Origin of the sequence: Paralimibaculum aggregatum (genome assembly GCF_030270585.1) — a bacterium.
Lineage (GTDB): Bacteria > Pseudomonadota > Alphaproteobacteria > Rhodobacterales > Rhodobacteraceae > Thermohalobaculum > Thermohalobaculum aggregatum.
The window spans coordinates 1-16,547 of the sequence record NZ_BSYI01000013.1; the positions used below are offsets into that span (position 1 = coordinate 1).

Genomic DNA, 16,547 nt, shown 5'->3' on the forward strand with positions numbered 1-16,547 from the left:
CCAGCCAAACGGGGGGCGTGCTCCCGGATGGGCTGGCCGGCGGCAGGCAGCCGCCGGGCTCAGTCGTAGATCACGCCGGGCTGCAGGAGCTCGAACCCGCGGATCTCGAACTCGTAGGGCCCGGACCCGTCCGCCTTGTCGGCACGGGCCAGGAGCCTGCCGTCATCGCTGCGATAGACGGCGTGGGTCGTGTGCAGGGCACGGTAGCAATGGGTGCCGTCGGGATAGATGTACCGGATCATCGGGTCCTCCGTTTCGCCGCCTGTCTATGGCAGGGCTGCTGACAGCGTTGTGTCAGCAGGGCCCCGGCCGCAATGCCAGCCGGGCCGCGGCAGAAGCGTCGGCGGCAGGAGAAGCGCTGTCCGGCGGCCCGGTTTCCTGCACGGGGTTCGCAGGGCCGGGAGGGCACCCCGCCCGGCAAACCGCAGCGCCGTCAAGTTTGCGCCACATTCTCCGCGATAATCCCGTCGGAACAGGCTGATGCGGCCTCGCGGCGGGAAAGCCCCCGCCGATGCGGAAGGACGACCCCATGGACCTGCTCGGCGAGATCGCGGCGCGCATCGGCGAGGCCTTCGGCGCGCATCTGCGCCTCGCGCCCTATTATCTCGCGAGCTTCGCCGCCATCGCCTGGCTGCTCTGGCGCCTGCGCGGTCGGCCCGGGCGCTTCCTCGGCTGGCTGCTGCCGCGGCAGATCTACCTGCACCGCTCGCACATGGTCGACATCCAGGTCTTCCTGCTCGGCCGGCTGGTGGCGGCCACCGGGCTCTTCGCCAGGATCACCTTCACCGCCGGCGCGACGCTGCTGACCCTGGCGCTGCTCGTTTCCGCGACGGGCGGCACATACGACCCGCCGCCGGTGAGCCCCTGGCGGATGGCGCTGGTCACGGTGCTGATGGTCGCGGTGATCGACTTCTGCGGCTACTGGGTGCACCGGCTGCACCACGAGACGGCGGTGCTCTGGCCGTTCCATGCGCTGCACCACTCGGCGGAGGTGATGACGCCGGTCACCTTCTACCGCAAGCACCCGGTCTATGATCTGCTGATGACGCTGGCGGCGAGCCTCTTCGTCGGCACGGCGCAGGGGGCGATGCTGTTCCTGCTGGTGGGGCAGATCGACATGCTGACGATCGGCGGCGCGAATGCGGCGGCGGTGCTCTATACCGCGGCGATCGCCAACTTCAACCACAGCCATATCTGGGTGAGCTATGGCCGGCGGCTCAACCACGTGTTCATGTCGCCGGCACAGCACCAGATCCACCATTCCTGCGCCGTGGAGCACCACGACCGCAACTATGGCAATGTCTTCGCGGTCTGGGACTGGATGTTCGGCACGCTCTACGTGCCGGAGCGGCCCGAGACCCTGCGCTTCGGCCTCGCCGACCGCGCGGGCCGGCCGATCCCGCAGCCGCATCCCGACCTGCGATCGGCCATGCTGCGCCCCTTTGCCGAGAGCTGGGCGGTGCTGCGCGGTCGGCGGGCGGCACCGCGGCCGGAGCCGGAAACACCGGCGCGTCGCAAGGCGCCGGGGACGCGGGCCGCCGGGTGAGGCCCTCCGGGCTCTCGCGCGCGCCGAGAAGAGCGGTGCATCGTGACGGTCTTTCTGCTAAGTGGAAGTCGCAAACAAGCAGTCGAACTGCGGGGGGATCATGACCGAAAAGACGACATCGCAAATCGATGCGAGCACCGGGCTCGGCTATGGCGCGGCAGGTGCTGCGGCGCTGGGGCTGGTGCTTCTGGTGCTGAACGCGGCAACCGACGACATGGTGCTGAAACTGTTCGGCGGCGTGCCGGCATCGCAGGTGACCGCGATGCAGGGCGAGCTCGCCGCGCTGAAGGCGGATCTGGCGGCACGGCCGGCACCGGAGAAGGGCGATCCGGGCCCGCAGGGCGAACCCGGCCCGCAAGGCGAGCCGGGACCGCAGGGCGCGGCCGGTGCGGTTGGCCCGCAGGGTCCGGCGGGGCCGCAGGGGCCTGCGGGTCCGCAGGGGCCGGTCGGTCCTGCCGGAGCGCAGGGGCCGAAGGGCGATACCGGTCCGGCCGGGCCGCAGGGGCCGGTCGGCCTGCAGGGGCCGAAAGGCGATGCCGGCGCGGCCGGTCCGCAGGGTCCGGTCGGCGCGGCAGGGCCGAAGGGCGATACCGGGGCGCAGGGTCCGAAGGGCGAGCGCGGCGAGACCGGCCCGGCCGGCCCGCAGGGCGCACCGGGACCCGTGGGGCCGCAGGGGCCCAAGGGCGATCCCGGCGCGCAGGGTGCCCAGGGGCCGAAGGGCGATCCGGGCCCGGCCGGTCCGCAGGGGCCGAAGGGCGACGCCGGTCCGCAGGGTCCGCAAGGTCTGCAGGGCGAAGCCGGTCCCGCCGGCCCGATGGGCGAACCGGGGGCATCGGGTGCCAGGGGCGAGACCGGTCCCGCCGGGGCACAGGGTGCCAAGGGCGATCCGGGGCCTGCCGGTCCGCCGGGGCCGAAGGGCGATGCCGGTCCAGCCGGGCCGCAGGGCGAGCCCGGGCCGCAGGGTCCGAAGGGCGATACCGGCCCCGCCGGCCCGCAGGGCGCGAAGGGTGACGTCGGCCCGCAGGGTCCGAAGGGCGACACCGGCCCCGCCGGACCGCAAGGTCCGAAGGGTGATGCCGGTCCGCAGGGGCCCAAGGGCGATCGGGGCCCGCAAGGGCCACAGGGCGAGCCGGGGCCGCAGGGTCCGAAGGGTGATGCCGGTCCGCAGGGTCCGAAGGGCGATCCGGGGCCGCAGGGCCCGGCCGGGCAACCGGCCGAGTAGCACCGCTCGCCCGGGTGGCACGATCCCGGCCCGGCCGCGCCCCCAAGCGCGGCCGGGCCTTTCTCGTTCCGGCAGGCGGTGCCTGCCCGCTTCCCGGCGCCTGCGGCGGCGTTCCCCGTGGAACAGCGCCGGCTGCCCGCGCCTCGGCAGATCGCCCCGACGGGCGCCCGGCCCCTTGACCTTTCGCCCGTGGCGTACAGCATGTGCGCGCAAGCGAAAGGAAGTCCCCGCCATGCCCGACACCTACACGCCGCAGGAGATGCTCGCCCGGCTGGTCGCCTTCCCGACCGTCTCGCGCGACAGCAATCTCGCGCTGATCGACTTCGTCCGCGACTATCTCGCGGGCCATGGCGTCGAGAGCCGCCTCGTGCACAACGAGGAGGGCACCAAGGCCAATCTCTATGCCCAGATCGGCCCCGCGGAGCCCGGCGGCATCATCCTCTCGGGCCATACCGACGTGGTGCCGGTGGATGGCCAGCCCTGGAGCACCGACCCCTTCCGCCTCGTCGAGCGCGACGACCGGCTCTATGGCCGCGGCTCCTGCGACATGAAGGGCTTCGACGCGCTGGTGCTCGCCGCGGTGCCGGAGATGCTCGCCGCGCCGCTGAAGCGCCCGGTGCAGATCGCGCTCTCCTATGACGAGGAGGTGGGCTGCCTTGGCGCGCCCTCGATGATCGCCGAGATGCGCGAGACCCTGCCGCCGGCCTCCGCCGTGGTGGTCGGCGAGCCGACCGAGATGCGCGTGGTCAGCCGGCACAAGGGCGTCACCGGGCTGCAGACCCATGTGCTCGGCTACGAGGTGCATTCCTCGCTCTGCCACCAGGGCGTCTCGGCGGTGATGACTGCGGCGCGGCTGATCTCCTGGGCGGCCGAGCGCATGGCCGAGAACAAGGCCGCGGCCGAGACCGGCTCCGACCCGGTGGGCCAGCTCTTCGAGCCGCCCTATACCACGCTCCATGTCGGGCGCATCGAGGGCGGTACCGCGCACAACATCACCGCCAAGGACTGCCGCTTCTCGATGGACATCCGCTCGATGCCCGGCGAGAGCCAGGAGGCGTGGATCGCCCGCTACCGCGCCCATTGCGAGGAGATCGCGGCGGAGATCCGCGCCGTGCGTCCGGAGGCCGGCATCGAGGTCAGCATCCGCAGCCAGGCGCCCGGCTGCCGCAAGGAGCCCGAGGAGACCGCCGCGGCGGAGCATCTTGCCCGCGCGCTCACCGGCGACAACGGCGAGCACGTGGTGGCCTATGGCACCGAGGCCGGGCAGTTCCAGGATGCCGGCTATTCCGCGATCATCTGCGGGCCGGGCTCGATCGAGCAGGCGCACCAAGCGGACGAGTTCATTTCCAAGGCCCAGTTCGCCGAGGGCGCGCGTTTCGTCTCGCGGGTCATCGACCGGCTGGCCGCCGCCTGACGCCCAGGGCACACGCCCGAACATTTCAAGCCATTCACGAGCTCCCACGAGGACACGACAATGCCCGTCATCAACCGCATCGCCGACATGGCCGACGAGATCGCCGCCTGGCGCCACGACATCCACGCCCATCCCGAGCTCGGCTTCGAGGTGCACCGGACCGCGGGCGTGGTGGCCGAGAAGCTCCGCAGCTTCGGCTGCGACGAGGTCTTCGAGGGCATCGGGCGCACCGGAGTGGTGGGCGTGATCCGCGGCCAGCGCACCGGCTCGGGGCATGTGATCGGGCTGCGCGCCGACATGGACGCGCTGCCGATCCAGGAGGTGCGGGACCTGCCCTACAAGTCGACCAGCCCCGGCCACATGCATGCCTGCGGCCATGACGGGCACACCGCCATGCTGCTCGGTGCCGCGCGCTATCTCGCCGAGACGCGCAATTTCGACGGCACCGCGGTGGTGATCTTCCAGCCGGCGGAGGAGGGCGGCGGCGGTGGCCGCGAGATGGTGAACGACGGGCTGATGGAACGCTTCGGCATCCAGAAGGTCTTCGGCATGCACAACTATCCGGGCCTGCCGGTGGGCCAGTTCGCGATCCGTCCGGGGCCGATCATGGCGGCGGCGGATCTCTTCACCATCCGCGTCGAGGGGGTCGGAGGGCACGCCGCGCGGCCGCATGCCTGCATCGACACGACGCTGGTGGCGGCGCAGATCCTGACCGCGCTGCAATCGGTGGTGGCGCGCAATGTCGACCCGATCGAGAACGCCGTGGTCAGCGTCACCTCGGTGGATACCGGGCCCTGGTCGCACAACGTGATCCCGCAGCATGTCGAACTCACCGGCACCGCACGGGCGCTCGCCGAGCCGGTGCGCGACCTGGTGGAGGACCGCATCGGCCTGATCGCGCGCCACACCGCGCGGGCCTTCGGCGCGGTGGCGGAATACACCTATGTCCGCGACTACCCGGTCACGATCAACGGCGCCGCCGAGGCCGGCTTCGCCGGCGACGTGGCCGAGCAGGTGGCGGGACAGGGCCGGGTCGACCGCGATGTGGCGCCGGTGATGGGGGGGGAGGATTTCTCCTTCATGCTCAACGCCCGCCCCGGCGCGCTGATCTGGGTGGGCAACGGCGATACCGCCGGCGTGCACCACCCGGAATACGACTTCAACGACGAGGCGATTCCCTATGGCTGCTCCTACTGGGCGCGGCTGGTGGAGACCGCGATGCCGGCCTGAGCGGGGTTGACCTGCTGGCGGGGGCTGCTATCCCCCGCTCCACCTCGGGCACAGGGTTCAGGGCCATGCGATGCGGAGATGCCTCCGCGCCGCCGATGCATGGAGACCGCCCGATGCCGCTTTCGCCCAGCACATCCCTCGCATCCCGCGCGCCCCGATTTGCCGGCGCTCCGCTGGCCTGGGCGGCCCTTCCCGGCATCGGCCTCGCCTGGGGGGCGACGGGCCTCCTCGCCAAGATCGCTGCCGGCGGGAGCCATGGCGCGGTGCAGCTGGCCTTCTGGCAGACGCTGATCGCCGTGACGGTGTTCACCGCGATTCTCCGGGTCCGGGGGATGGCGCTGCCGCTCGGCCGGCGGCACCTGCTGTTCTATGCCGTCTGCGGGCTGCTCGGCACGGCGCTGCCGCACACGGTCAGCTTCGTCTCGATCCGGCATCTGCCGGTGGGCGTGCAGGCGCTGACGCTTTCCACCGTGCCGATGCTCACCCTCGTGCTGGCGCTCGTCACCGGAGCCGAGCGCGGGGATCCGCGGCGGGTGCTCGGCATCGTGCTCGGCCTCGCGGCGATGCTGCTGATCGTGCTGCCCGGCAGCAGCCTGCCGGAGCGCGGGCAGGCGCTGTGGCTCCTGCTGCCGATGCTGGTCGCGCTGTCCTATGCCGGGGAGAACACCGTCATCGCCGCGAGCCGGCCGGAGGGGCTGAAACCCGTGCAGGTGATGTGCGGGCTCTCCTGGGCCGCGGCGCTGATGCTCGCGCCGCTGGTGGCGATGGCCGAAGGGCCGGTGCTGCCCGCCGCGATCGGCATGGCGGAGGCGGCGCTCGTGGCCTGCGCGCTGCTGCATGTGGTGGCCTATTTCGGCTTCGTCTGGCTGATCGGCCATGCCGGGCCGGTCTTCGCGGCGCAGGTCGGCTATCTCGTCACCGCTTCGGGAATCGGCTGGGGCATGGCGCTGCTCGGCGAGCGGCATTCGCCCTGGGTCTGGGCGGCGGCGGTGCTGGTCTTCGCCGGTCTCGCGCTGGTGCGGCCGCGGCGATGCGGCGAGAGCCCGACTGAGGGATAAGCGCCACGCAATGGACGAGGGGCGCGATTTCTGGTAACGATAATAAGGGTGTGTGTGGAGCGAGACGCCTTGGCACTGTGGCCTTGGCGCATCGCTATGGAGAACCGGGCCGCGGCGGCAACTGGCCGGGGCGGGTTCGATGCGTCGAGGAGTGGGTGTCGCCATGTGGGACGAGGACGACGAGGACGGCGCGCGCGCGCGTCGGGTCCAGCTGTGGAACCGCGCCTGCGGTAGTGCTCTCGCGCCGGTCAGGGTTCTCGTGGCGGTGCTGGCACCGCTCCTGCTGATGGCGCTCGCCGTGCCCGGTGCGGTGTCCGACCCCTTCGTGGCCGCGCCGGTCTATCCGATGCTGCTCGGCGATGCCGGTCCGGCGCTCTCGCGGGCGCTGGGCGAGGGCCGCTGGCTTGGCTGGCTCTGGGCGATGGAGGCCTCGGAGATCTCGCTCGCGGGCCAGCAGATGCTGTATTTCGGTCTCTGGGCGGTGGCGGCGGCGGCGCTGGCACTCGGGATCTTCCGCATGGACACCACCCCATGGCGCGCCTGGATCGCGGCGGCGGCGCTGTTCTTCGCGCCGCCGGCGGCCGAGCTTGCGCGGGCCTTTCCGGAGCTGGTGCCCGCGGTGGCGGTGATCGCCGCCTATGCGCTTGCAGTGGCGATCCTGCCGCTCGCGGCGGCGCAATGGGCGGCGCTGGTGGCGGTGCCGCTCGGGCTGATGGCGGATGTCGCGGTGCCGCTGGTGCTGCTGGCGGTTCTGCTTGCCGGCGCCTGGCCCGACGAGCGGCCGGGGGCGCTCGGCCGCTCGCTACTGGCGGTGCTGGCCGGGCTGGTGATCGGGGTGGTGGCGATCTTCGTGCTCAACTGGGCCATGCATGGCGCGCTGGGCGTGCTGCGCGAGCCGGCCGGCGCGGCGCCCGAGGATCCGCTCGACCTGCTCGCGCCCTGGCTGGTGCGGATGGCGCTCGGGCTCTTCGGGCCGGAGCCGCTGCTCGGCGCGGGGCTCGTGGCGCTCGGCCTCGTGGTGCTGTTCCTCTGGGCGCCGCCGCTGGCGCACCGGCTGCTCGGCGGGCTCGGGATCGTGCTGCTGGTGGTCAGCATCGGCGCGATGCACAGCAGCCGGGTGCCGGCCTTCTCCGAGGCGCTGGCGGTCTGGCTGCTGGTGGTGGCGGTGCTGTCCTGGGCGGCGCAGTGCCCGCCGCATCGGGCGATCGGTGCGGGCTTCACCGTGGCGCTGGGCCTGGCGGCGGTGCAGGGGCTCGATTTCTGGCGCGACCGGCTTGGCGGCGCCGCACGCTATCAGGCGGCGAGCCGGGCGCTGGCGGCGGAGATCGTCGCCGCGGCGCCCGGGCAGGGACCGCTGGTGCTTGCCGGCTCGCCCGGCGCGGTGGCCGGCGCCTCGGTGCTGGGCGAGTTCCGGGCGCTGGCGCTGCGCATTGCCTATCTCACCGGGCGCGATGCCGTGCAGTGCCCGAGCCTCGACACGCTCTGCGCGGCGCACCGGGCGGACTTCCTCGACATGCCGCATCGGCCGCAGCCGGGCTGGGTGGAACCCTCCGGCCCGGGTGAGACCGCGCCGGTGCTGGTGCGGCTGCCGGACGGCGTCTTCCGCCCGGCGCCGAAGCGCTGAGGCGGGATCAGGTCGAGCCTTCGGCGGGCGGTTCCTCGCCGCTCGCCGCGCTCTCGGCCGGCGCGGCAGCCGCGGGTTTCGGCTGCGCCTTGGCGACGCCCACGAGGGCCGGGCGCAGCAGCCGGTCGGCGATGATGAAGCCGGCCTGCATCACCTCGATCACGGTGCCCGGCTGGGCGTCCGGCACCGGCGCCTCGAACATCGCCTGGTGGCGGTTGGGGTCGAACTTGTCGCCCTTGGCCGGCTCCACGGGCTGGATCTTGTGCTTGGCGAAGGCGTTGAGCAGCTCGCGTTGGGTCAGCTCGACCCCTTCGAGGAAGCTGGCATGGTTCTCGCGCAGGCCTTCATCCGCCGCGGCGACCGCGCGGGCGAGGTTGTCGTGCACGCTCAGCAGATCGCGCGCCAGCTTGGTGCCGCCATAGGTCTCGGCATCGCGGCGGTCGCGCTCGGCCCGGCGGCGGACATTCTCCGCCTCGGCCAGCGCGCGCATCAGCCGGTCCTTCATCTCGTCGCGCTCCGCCTCCAGTTCGGTGACACGCGCCTCGAGCGCGGCAAGCTCCTCCGCCGCCACGGCATCGCCGAGCCCGGGGACGAGGTCCTCGGCGCTCAGCCCGGATTTCCGATCCGGGGTCGCCGCCGTGTCCTCCGCATCGCCGGCGATGTCGCCAGCGGCGCCCGAAGCGGTGTCCTCCGGGCGCATGCCTGCTGCCGTGTCGGGGGATTTCTCCGCGTCGTTACCCATCTTCAGCCTTTCCTTGTCTTGGTCGGCCCGACCCCGTCGGCGACCATACGGCCCACGAGGCGGGCGGTATAGTCGACGATCGGCACGATTCGGCCGTAGTTCAGCCGGGTCGGCCCGATCACGCCGATGGCGCCGATCACCCGGCGGTTGGAATCCGTGTAGGGCGAGATAACCACTGCGGAACCCGAAAGCGAGAACAGCTTGTTCTCCGAGCCGATGAAGACCCGCACGCCTTCGCCCTCCTGAACCATCTCGATCAGCTGCGCAAGATCGCGCTTGTGCTCGAGGTCGTCGAAGAGCTGGCGGATGCGCTCGAGATCCTCGGCGTCCTGCCCTTCCTCGAGGAGATTGGCGCGGCCGCGCACCACCAGCCGCTCCGGCGTGCCGCGGGAGCCGTCGTCCCAGAGCGCGATGCCCCGCTCGACCAGCGAGGCGGCGAGCCCGTCGAGCTCGGCCCGGCGCAGCGCGATCTGCTCGCCCATCCGCCGCAGCGCCTCGCCGAGGGTGCTGCCGCGCAGGTGCGCGTTGAGGAAGTTCGCCGCCTCGCGCATCGCCGAGGGGGTGATCCCGGGCGGCACGTCGAAGATGCGATTCTCCACGGTGCCGTCGTCGAAGACCAGCACCGCGAGGCCCTGGCCGTCGCCGAGCTGGATGAACTCGAGATGGCGCACCGCGCTCTCGCGGGTCGGCGCCATGACGAGGCTGGCGCAGTGGGAGAGGCCCGAGAGCAGGCTGCCGGCCTGGTCGAGCATCGTGGTCATGTCGGCGTCCTTCTGGGCGATGCTGGCCTCGATCTGGGAGCGCTCCTCCGGCGAGACGTCGCCGAACTCCAGCACGCCGTCGACGAAGAGCCGCAGGCCGAGCTGCGTCGGCACCCGCCCGGCGCTGGTATGCGGGCTGCCGAGCAGCCCGAGCATCTCGAGATCCTGCATCACGTTGCGCACCGAGGCCGCCGAGAGCCCGAGATCGAGCGTCTTCGACAGCGTGCGCGAGCCGACCGGCGCGCCGCTCTCGAGATAGGTCTCGACGAGGCGCGCGAAGATGGTCCGGCTGCGGTCGTTCAGATCGGCGAGCGACGGTGTCTGCTCGGCCATGGCTCAGGCACCCCTTGGCTTACAACCACCCGCAGCGAGGTAAGCGCAGGCGTCGCCGACGTCAATGCGCAGGCGGCCGCGCAGCGCCCGGCAAGGGGGCATGGAGCGCTGGACCGGCGCGCCCGCAGCAGCTATCGAGACGGTCGATAATGAGGGGAGACAGACAATGCGCCCATCCGGCCGTGCGCCCGACCAGCTGCGCGAGGTCACCATCGAGACCGGCTTCACCAAGCATGCCGAGGGCTCGGTGCTGGTGAAGTTCGGCGACACGCACGTGCTCTGCACCGCGAGCGTCGAGCAGAAGCCGCCGCCGTTCCTGCGCAACACCGGGCTCGGCTGGGTCACCGCCGAATACGGGATGCTGCCGCGCGCCACCACCAGCCGCAACCGCCGCGAGGCGAAGAACGGCCAGACCGGGCGCAGCCAGGAGATCCAGCGGCTGATCGGGCGGAGCCTGCGTGCGAGCCTCGACCGGGTGGTGCTGGGGGAGCGCCAGATCGTGGTGGACTGCGACGTGCTGCAGGCCGATGGCGGCACCCGCACCGCGGCGATCACCGGCGGCTGGGTGGCGCTCTGGCTCGCCGGGCAGCACATGCTGACGGCCGGCGAAGTGATGGAGAACCCGATCCGCGAGCCGGTGGCGGCGATCTCCTGCGGCGTGCACAACGGCAAGGTGGTGCTCGATCTCGACTATGCCGAGGACAGCGAGGCCGGCACCGACGCCAACTTCGTGATGGACGCCGCCGGCGGGCTGGTGGAACTTCAGGCTTCGGCCGAGGCGGCGACCTTCACCGAGGCGGAGTTCGCCGAGATGCTGCGCCTCGCGCGCAAGGGCATCGGCGAGCTGGTCGCGGCGCAGCGCGCGGCGGTCGCGCCCTTCGCGGGACAGGCGGCATGAGCCGCAGACTGGTCGCCGGCACCCGGCTTGTGGTGGCGACGCACAACCCGGGCAAGCTGAGCGAGATCGACGACCTGCTCCGGCCCTTCGGGCTGGAGACGGTCTCGGCCGGCGATCTCGGCCTGCCCGAGCCCGAGGAGACCGAGACCACCTTCGAGGGCAACGCGGTGCTGAAGGCGCGCGCCGCGGCGATGCCTTCGGGCCTGCCGGCGCTGGCCGACGACAGCGGGCTGGCGGTGGAGGCGCTCGGCGGGGCGCCCGGGGTCTATTCCGCACGCTGGGCCGAGACCGGAGAGGGCCGCGATTTCGGCCATGCGATGGAGAAGGTCTGGACCAGCCTCGACGGGCAGCAGGTGCCGGCGCCGCGCCGCGCCGCCTTCGTCTGCGCGCTGGCGCTGGCCTGGCCGGACGGCGATGCGGCGGTCTTCGAGGGCCGGGTCGATGGCCAGCTGGTCTGGCCGCCGCGGGGCAGCCGGGGCTTCGGCTATGACCCGATGTTCCTGCCCGAGGGGCACAGCCTGACCTTCGGCGAGATGAACCCGGACGAGAAGCACGCGATCTCGCACCGCGCGCGGGCCTTTCGCAAGCTGCTCGCCACCTGTATCCAGTAGCCGCGCCCCCGCCACGACCCGGCTCCGAGGGCGCGCCCGCCCGCCCACCCCGCGCCTCGGCCCCGGCGTCGCGGCGGGGGCGCGGCAGCGCCAGGATGGCAGGCATGGGTCAGGAGGCAGGCATGGCACGCAGACTGATTTCCTCGGGATCGCCCTTCGAGGCGGAGTTCGGCTATTCCCGCGCGGTGGCGGCGGGGCCCTGGTGCTTCGTCGCCGGCACCACGGGCTACGACTACGCCGCGATGGCGATGCCGGAGAGCGCGCACGAGCAGGCGCGGAACGCGCTGGCGACCATCTCGGGTGCGCTCGCCGAGGCCGGCTTCGCGATGTCGGAGGTGGTCCGGGTGCAATACACCATCACGGCGCCGGAACTGCAGGCCGAGATCGCCCCGGCGCTGCGCGAGGCCTTCGGCACGGTGCGTCCCGCGGCGACCATGGTGGTGGCCGGGCTGGTGGCGCCGGAGATGAAGGTGGAGATCGAGGTCACTGCCTATCGCGACGGCGATGGCTGAGCCGGGGGGAACCGGGGGCCGCCCGGACCGGGCGGCGCGGCGGGCTTCGCGCCGGGCCTATGCGGCGCGCAACGCGGCGGTGCTGCTCGGGCTCTTCGGCGCGGCGCTCGGCTTCGGGCTCTGGCGCGACAATCTCGCGGCGGTGGCCGGCGGCGGCGCCGGCATCGCCTGGGTGCTCTGGAGCCTGCGCCGGGGAGGCGGATCGTGAGCCTTGCGCTGGCACCGGAGACCCGGGCGGACTGGTGTTCCGGCGGCTTCGGCATCTATGTCCACTGGCCGTTCTGCAAGGCGAAATGCCCCTATTGCGACTTCAACAGCCATGTCTCCCGCACGATCGACCATGACGGCTGGGCCGAGGCGCTGCTTGCCGAGATGGCGCATATGCGCGCGCTCACCGGGCCGCGGCGGGCGGACACCCTGTTCTTCGGGGGCGGCACGCCGAGCCTGATGCGCCCGGCCACCGTGGCGCGGCTGATCGAGGCGGCGGACCGGCTCTGGGGCCTCGCGCCGGGCGCCGAGATCAGCCTCGAGGCCAATCCGACCAGCGCCGAGGCGGAGAACTTCCGCGGCTATGCGGCGGCCGGGGTCAACCGGCTCTCGCTCGGGGTGCAGGCGCTGGACGATGCGGATCTGAAGGCGCTCGGCCGGCAGCACACCGCGGCCGAGGCGGTGGCCGCCTTCGAGACCGCACGGGGCGTCTTCGCGCGGGTGAGCTTCGATCTGATCTATGCCCGGGTCGGGCAGACCGAGGCGGCCTGGGAGGCCGAGCTCTCCCGCGCGCTGGCGCTGGCGGTGGACCATCTCTCGCTCTACCAGCTCACCGTGGAGCCCGGCACGCGCTTTGCCGAGCTGCATGCCCGCGGCCGGCTGGCGGTGCCGGGGCAGGGGGCCGCCGCCGGGCTCTACCGGCTGACGCAGGAGATCACGCAGGCGGCGGGAATGCCGGCCTACGAGATCTCGAACCATGCGCGCCCTGGCGCCGAGAGCCGGCACAACCTGATCTACTGGCGCTATGGCGACTATGCCGGGATCGGCCCGGGTGCCCATGGCCGGGTGACGCGGGGCGGTGGACGGGTCGCCACCGAGACGCTGTCCGACCCGGCGGCCTGGATGACCGCGGTGCGCAGGGCCGGGCACGGGATCGCGGTCGAGGAGGCGCTCTCGGGCGCCGACCAGGCGACGGAATATCTGCTGATGGCGATGCGCCTCGCCGAGGGCGCGGAGCCGGCGCGGGCGGCGCGGCTCTCCGGCGCGGCGCTGCCGCAGGCGCGGGTCCGGGCGCTGGTCGCCGACGGGCTGCTCGCGGAGGAGGCGGGCAGGATCGCCGCGACGCCGGATGGCCGGCTGGTGCTCAACGCGATCCTCGCCGAGTTGCTGGCCTGAGGCCGGGCCCGGCCCCATATCCCGGGCAGAGGGAGAGGGCACGATGACGCGGATGCTCTGGATGGCGGCGGGATGGACGGCCTTCGGCGCGGGGCTGGTCGGCGCCGTGCTGCCGCTGCTGCCCACGGTGCCCTTCATGCTGCTGGCGGCCTTCTGCTTTGCCCGCGGCTCCGAGCGGATCCATGCCTGGCTGACTACCCATCCCCGCTTCGGCCCGGCAATCGACGACTGGCGGGTGCACGGGGCGATCTCGCGGCGGGGCAAGCGCTGGGCGCTCGGCAGCATGGCGGCGAGCTTCGGGATCTCGCTGGCGCTCGGCGTCGCGGCGCCGGTGCTGGCAGTGCAGGCGGCGGTGCTCGGCGTGGTGGCGGTGTTCATCCTGACCCGGCCGGATCGCCCCGCCCCCGGTGGCTGATAGACGCGGCGTCGCGGTCGGCCGGCGGGTGGATCGGCGGGGGCGGTTGCTGGTCTGCGGGCGGCGGCGCCGTCACCCGGCGCCGGTCCCCCCGGCGAGGCGCTTCAGTTCGTAGACCAGCTCGAGCGCCGCCTTCGGGCTCAGCTCGTCCGGATCGATCTCCGCGAGCCGTGTGCCCAGTTCCGAGGCCGCCCCGCTGCTTGCCGGCTCCGGCGCCCGTGCCCGCGGCCTGACCGCCGAGAACAGCGGCAGCCCGTCGAGCAGCTCCGGCGTCGTGCCCTCGCGCTCGCTGCGCTCGAGGCGCTCCAGCACCTCCCGCGCCCGCGCCGTCACCGCATCCGGGAGCCCGGCGAGCTTGGCCACCTGCACGCCGTAGGAGCTTTCGGCCACACCGGGGCGCAGCTCGTGCAGGAAGATCACCTCGCCCTGCCATTCGCGCACCGCGACGGTCACCATGGCCAGCGCCGGCAGCTTCTCCGCGAGCGCCGTCAGCTCGTGGTAATGCGTCGCGAACAGCCCGCGGCAGCGGTTCGCCTCGTGCAGGTGCTCCAGCACCGCCCAGGCGATGGAGAGCCCGTCATAGGTGGCGGTGCCGCGGCCGATCTCGTCGAGGATCACCAGCGCCCCGGGCCCGGCCTGGTTGAGGATCGCCGCGGTCTCGACCATCTCGACCATGAAGGTCGAGCGCCCGCGGGCCAGGTCGTCCGCCGCTCCGACGCGGGAGAACAGCCGGTCCACCACGCCGATATGCGCCGCCTCCGCGGGCACGTAGAGCCCGGCCTGCGCCAGCAGCGCGATGAGCGCGTTCTGCCGCAGGAAGGTCGACTTGCCGGCCATGTTGGGACCGGTGACGAGCCAGAGCGGCGCCGGCCCCTCGGCCTCCGCCGAGAGGTCGCAGTCGTTGGCGATGAAGGGCCCGGCGCCCTGCCGGCGGAGCGCCGCCTCGACCACCGGGTGCCGTCCGGCGCGGATCGCGAAGGCGCGGGAGGCATCGACCTTCGGCCGCACCCAGCCGGCCTCGCGCGCCAGTGCCGCCGCCGCCGCCGCGAGGTCGATCACGGCGAGCGCCGAGGCGGCAGCGCGCACCGCCGGTTCCGCCTCCAGCACCGCCGCGGTGAGCTCGGCCAGCACCCGGCGCTCGATCTCCAGCGCCCGCGCCCCGGCATTGACGATGCGGCTCTCGAGCTCGGCCAGCTCCGGCGTGGTGAAGCGCACGGCGTTGGCCATGGTCTGGCGGTGCCGGAAGCGCTCGGAGAGCGGCGGCGCGAGCATCCGCTCGGCATGGGTGGCGGTGGTCTCGACGAAATAGCCGAGAACGTTGTTGTGGCGGATCTTCAGCGAGGCGATGCCGGTCTCGGCGGCATAGTCGGCCTGCATCTGGCCGATTACCTTGCGCCCGTCGTCGCGCAGCGCGCGGGCCTCGTCGAGCTCCGCCACCGCGCCCGGCGCCACCGCGCCGCCCTCGCCGAGGCGGAGCGGCGGATCGGCCACCAGCACCGCGGCGAGCCGCCCGGCCAGCGCCTCGTGCCCGTCGAGCGCCGCCGCCGCCGGGGCCAGCTCTCCCGGCAGCGCCTCGCCGGCCAGGGCTGCCGCGATTTCGCCCGCGGCCGTGAGTCCGGCCCGGATCGCCGCGAGGTCCCGCGGGCCGGCGCGCTCCAGCGCCAGCCGGGCCAGCGCGCGCTCCATGTCCGGCACCGCGCGGAGCCGCTCGCGCAGCGCGTCGGCCAGCGCCGGGGCGTCGAGCAGCGCCGCCACCGCGTCGTGGCGCTCGGCGATCGCGGTGGGGCCGGTGAGCGGCGCCGCCAGCCGCGCCTCGAGCAGCCGCGCGCCGGGGCCGGTCACGGTGCGGTCCACCGCCGCCAGCAGCGCCCCCTCGCGGGACCCGGAGAGGCTGCGGGTGATCTCGAGGTTGCGGCGGGTGGCGGCGTCGATCGCCATCACGCTGCCGGCCCGGTCGCGCTGCGGCGGCTTCAGCCGGGGCAGGCGGCCCTTCTGGGTCAGCTCGAGATAGTCCGCGATCGCGCCGAGGGCCGAGATCTCCGCCCGCGAGAAGCTGCCGAAGCCTTCCAGCGTCGCCACGCCATAGAGCCGGGCGAGCCGGTCCTCGGCGCTCTGGGTGCGGAAGCTCGGCGCGCCGAGGGGGGTGAGCACGGCGCCGGCATCCTCGATGCGCCGGGCCAGCTCGGCCTCCGCCGCCATGTCCTCGCGCAGCAGCAGCTCGCGCGGCGCGAGGCGCGCCAGCAGCGGCCCGAGCCCAGCGCGCCCGGTCTCGCTGACCGCGACATCGCCGGTGGAGACATCGGCCCAGGCCAGCGCCCCCTCGCCGCGGATCTCGGCATAGGCGGCGAGGTGGTTGTGCGCGCGCGCCTCGAGCAGGCTCTCCTCGGTCAGCGTGCCCGGCGTGACCAGCCGCACCACCGCGCGCTGCACCACCGACCTGGCGCCGCGCTTCTTCGACTCCGCCGGGTCCTCGGTCTGCTCGGCGATGGCGACGCGAAACCCCTTGGCGATCAGCGTGTGCAGGTAGTTCTCCGCGGAGTGCACCGGCACGCCGCACATCGGGATGTCGTTGCCCTCGTGGCTGCCGCGCTTGGTCAGCGCGATGTCGAGCGCCGCCGCCGCCGCCCCGGCATCCTCGAAGAACATCTCGTAGAAATCGCCCATCCGGTAGAACAGCAGCGCATCCGGGTGCTGCGCCTTGATCTCCAGATACTGCGCCATCATCGGCGTCGGCTCGGACGCTTTGGCCATGGCTCACGGGTCTCCTTGCCGGCAGGTCGTGGGGAGCAACGGGCGAT

Annotated in this window: 16 protein-coding genes; 12 read left to right on the plus strand and 4 right to left on the minus strand. The window is 73.1% G+C overall.

The annotated features are described in order from the left end of the window. Positions 1–59 precede the first annotated feature (59 nt). Positions 60–242, minus strand: coding sequence for a hypothetical protein (locus QSJ97_RS09620; RefSeq protein WP_285671530.1), 183 nt, complete (start codon positions 240–242; stop codon positions 60–62). Positions 243–511: 269 nt separating this feature from the next. Here QSJ97_RS09620 and QSJ97_RS09625 point away from each other — a divergent pair, with 269 nt between their 5' ends. From QSJ97_RS09625 to QSJ97_RS09650, 6 genes are all read left to right on the plus strand, one after another. Beyond that, positions 512–1,546 (plus strand): sterol desaturase family protein, encoded by a 1,035-nt coding sequence (locus QSJ97_RS09625; RefSeq protein WP_285671531.1) that lies wholly within the window; start codon positions 512–514, stop codon positions 1,544–1,546. 100 nt (positions 1,547–1,646) lie between these two features. Beyond that, entirely contained in the window at positions 1,647–2,768 is a 1,122-nt protein-coding gene (locus QSJ97_RS09630) for a hypothetical protein (protein ID WP_285671532.1), read from the plus strand. Positions 2,769–3,000: 232 nt separating this feature from the next. Continuing rightward, positions 3,001–4,182 (plus strand): acetylornithine deacetylase, encoded by a 1,182-nt coding sequence (gene argE, locus QSJ97_RS09635; protein WP_285671533.1) that lies wholly within the window; start codon positions 3,001–3,003, stop codon positions 4,180–4,182. Positions 4,183–4,242: 60 nt separating this feature from the next. Further along, positions 4,243–5,412 (plus strand): M20 aminoacylase family protein, encoded by a 1,170-nt coding sequence (locus QSJ97_RS09640; RefSeq protein WP_285671534.1) that lies wholly within the window; start codon positions 4,243–4,245, stop codon positions 5,410–5,412. A 113-nt stretch (positions 5,413–5,525) separates the two neighbouring features. Continuing rightward, positions 5,526–6,470, plus strand: a complete 945-nt coding sequence (locus QSJ97_RS09645) for a DMT family transporter (protein WP_285671535.1) — start codon at positions 5,526–5,528, stop codon at positions 6,468–6,470. Between the two features lie 163 nt (positions 6,471–6,633). Beyond that, the gene (locus QSJ97_RS09650; protein WP_285671536.1) at positions 6,634–8,094 is read left to right on the plus strand and encodes a hypothetical protein; all 1,461 of its coding nucleotides are present in this window, start codon (positions 6,634–6,636) and stop codon (positions 8,092–8,094) included. Between the two features lie 7 nt (positions 8,095–8,101). On the opposite strand, the gene grpE is transcribed toward QSJ97_RS09650, so the two are convergent. Together grpE and hrcA are read right to left on the minus strand one after the other, a co-directional pair. Next, positions 8,102–8,836: a nucleotide exchange factor GrpE gene (grpE, locus tag QSJ97_RS09655; RefSeq protein ID WP_285671537.1), complete on the minus strand. Its 735-nt coding sequence runs from the start codon at positions 8,834–8,836 to the stop codon at positions 8,102–8,104. Between the two features lie 2 nt (positions 8,837–8,838). Continuing rightward, on the minus strand, positions 8,839–9,930 hold the full coding sequence (hrcA, locus tag QSJ97_RS09660; RefSeq protein ID WP_285671538.1) for a heat-inducible transcriptional repressor HrcA: 1,092 nt from the start codon (positions 9,928–9,930) through the stop codon (positions 8,839–8,841). A 166-nt stretch (positions 9,931–10,096) separates the two neighbouring features. Here hrcA and rph point away from each other — a divergent pair, with 166 nt between their 5' ends. The 6 genes from rph to QSJ97_RS09690 all read left to right on the plus strand — a co-directional run bounded on the left by rph (position 10,097) and on the right by QSJ97_RS09690 (position 13,749). Next, positions 10,097–10,828 carry a ribonuclease PH gene (gene rph, locus QSJ97_RS09665; protein WP_285671539.1) on the plus strand — a complete coding sequence of 244 codons (732 nt, stop codon included), beginning with the start codon at positions 10,097–10,099 and terminating at the stop codon, positions 10,826–10,828. Continuing rightward, positions 10,825–11,439, plus strand: a complete 615-nt coding sequence (gene rdgB, locus QSJ97_RS09670) for an RdgB/HAM1 family non-canonical purine NTP pyrophosphatase (RefSeq protein WP_285671540.1) — start codon at positions 10,825–10,827, stop codon at positions 11,437–11,439. Before rph ends, rdgB begins: the two co-directional genes overlap by 4 nt. Positions 11,440–11,561: 122 nt before the next feature. Continuing rightward, positions 11,562–11,951 (plus strand): RidA family protein, encoded by a 390-nt coding sequence (locus tag QSJ97_RS09675; protein WP_285671541.1) that lies wholly within the window; start codon positions 11,562–11,564, stop codon positions 11,949–11,951. Beyond that, positions 11,944–12,159 (plus strand): hypothetical protein, encoded by a 216-nt coding sequence (locus QSJ97_RS09680; protein ID WP_285671542.1) that lies wholly within the window; start codon positions 11,944–11,946, stop codon positions 12,157–12,159. The genes QSJ97_RS09675 and QSJ97_RS09680 overlap by 8 nt, the downstream gene beginning before the upstream one ends. Further along, the gene (gene hemW, locus QSJ97_RS09685) at positions 12,156–13,334 is read left to right on the plus strand and encodes a radical SAM family heme chaperone HemW (protein WP_285671543.1); all 1,179 of its coding nucleotides are present in this window, start codon (positions 12,156–12,158) and stop codon (positions 13,332–13,334) included. The genes QSJ97_RS09680 and hemW overlap by 4 nt, the downstream gene beginning before the upstream one ends. A gap of 43 nt (positions 13,335–13,377) precedes the next feature. Then, on the plus strand, positions 13,378–13,749 hold the full coding sequence (locus QSJ97_RS09690) for a YbaN family protein (RefSeq protein WP_285671544.1): 372 nt from the start codon (positions 13,378–13,380) through the stop codon (positions 13,747–13,749). A 72-nt stretch (positions 13,750–13,821) separates the two neighbouring features. Here the strand turns inward: QSJ97_RS09690 and mutS are convergent, their stop codons facing one another. Then, a complete protein-coding gene (gene mutS, locus QSJ97_RS09695) occupies positions 13,822–16,500 on the minus strand; it encodes a DNA mismatch repair protein MutS (protein ID WP_285671545.1) in 2,679 nt (892 codons plus the stop codon). Positions 16,501–16,547 lie beyond the last annotated feature (47 nt).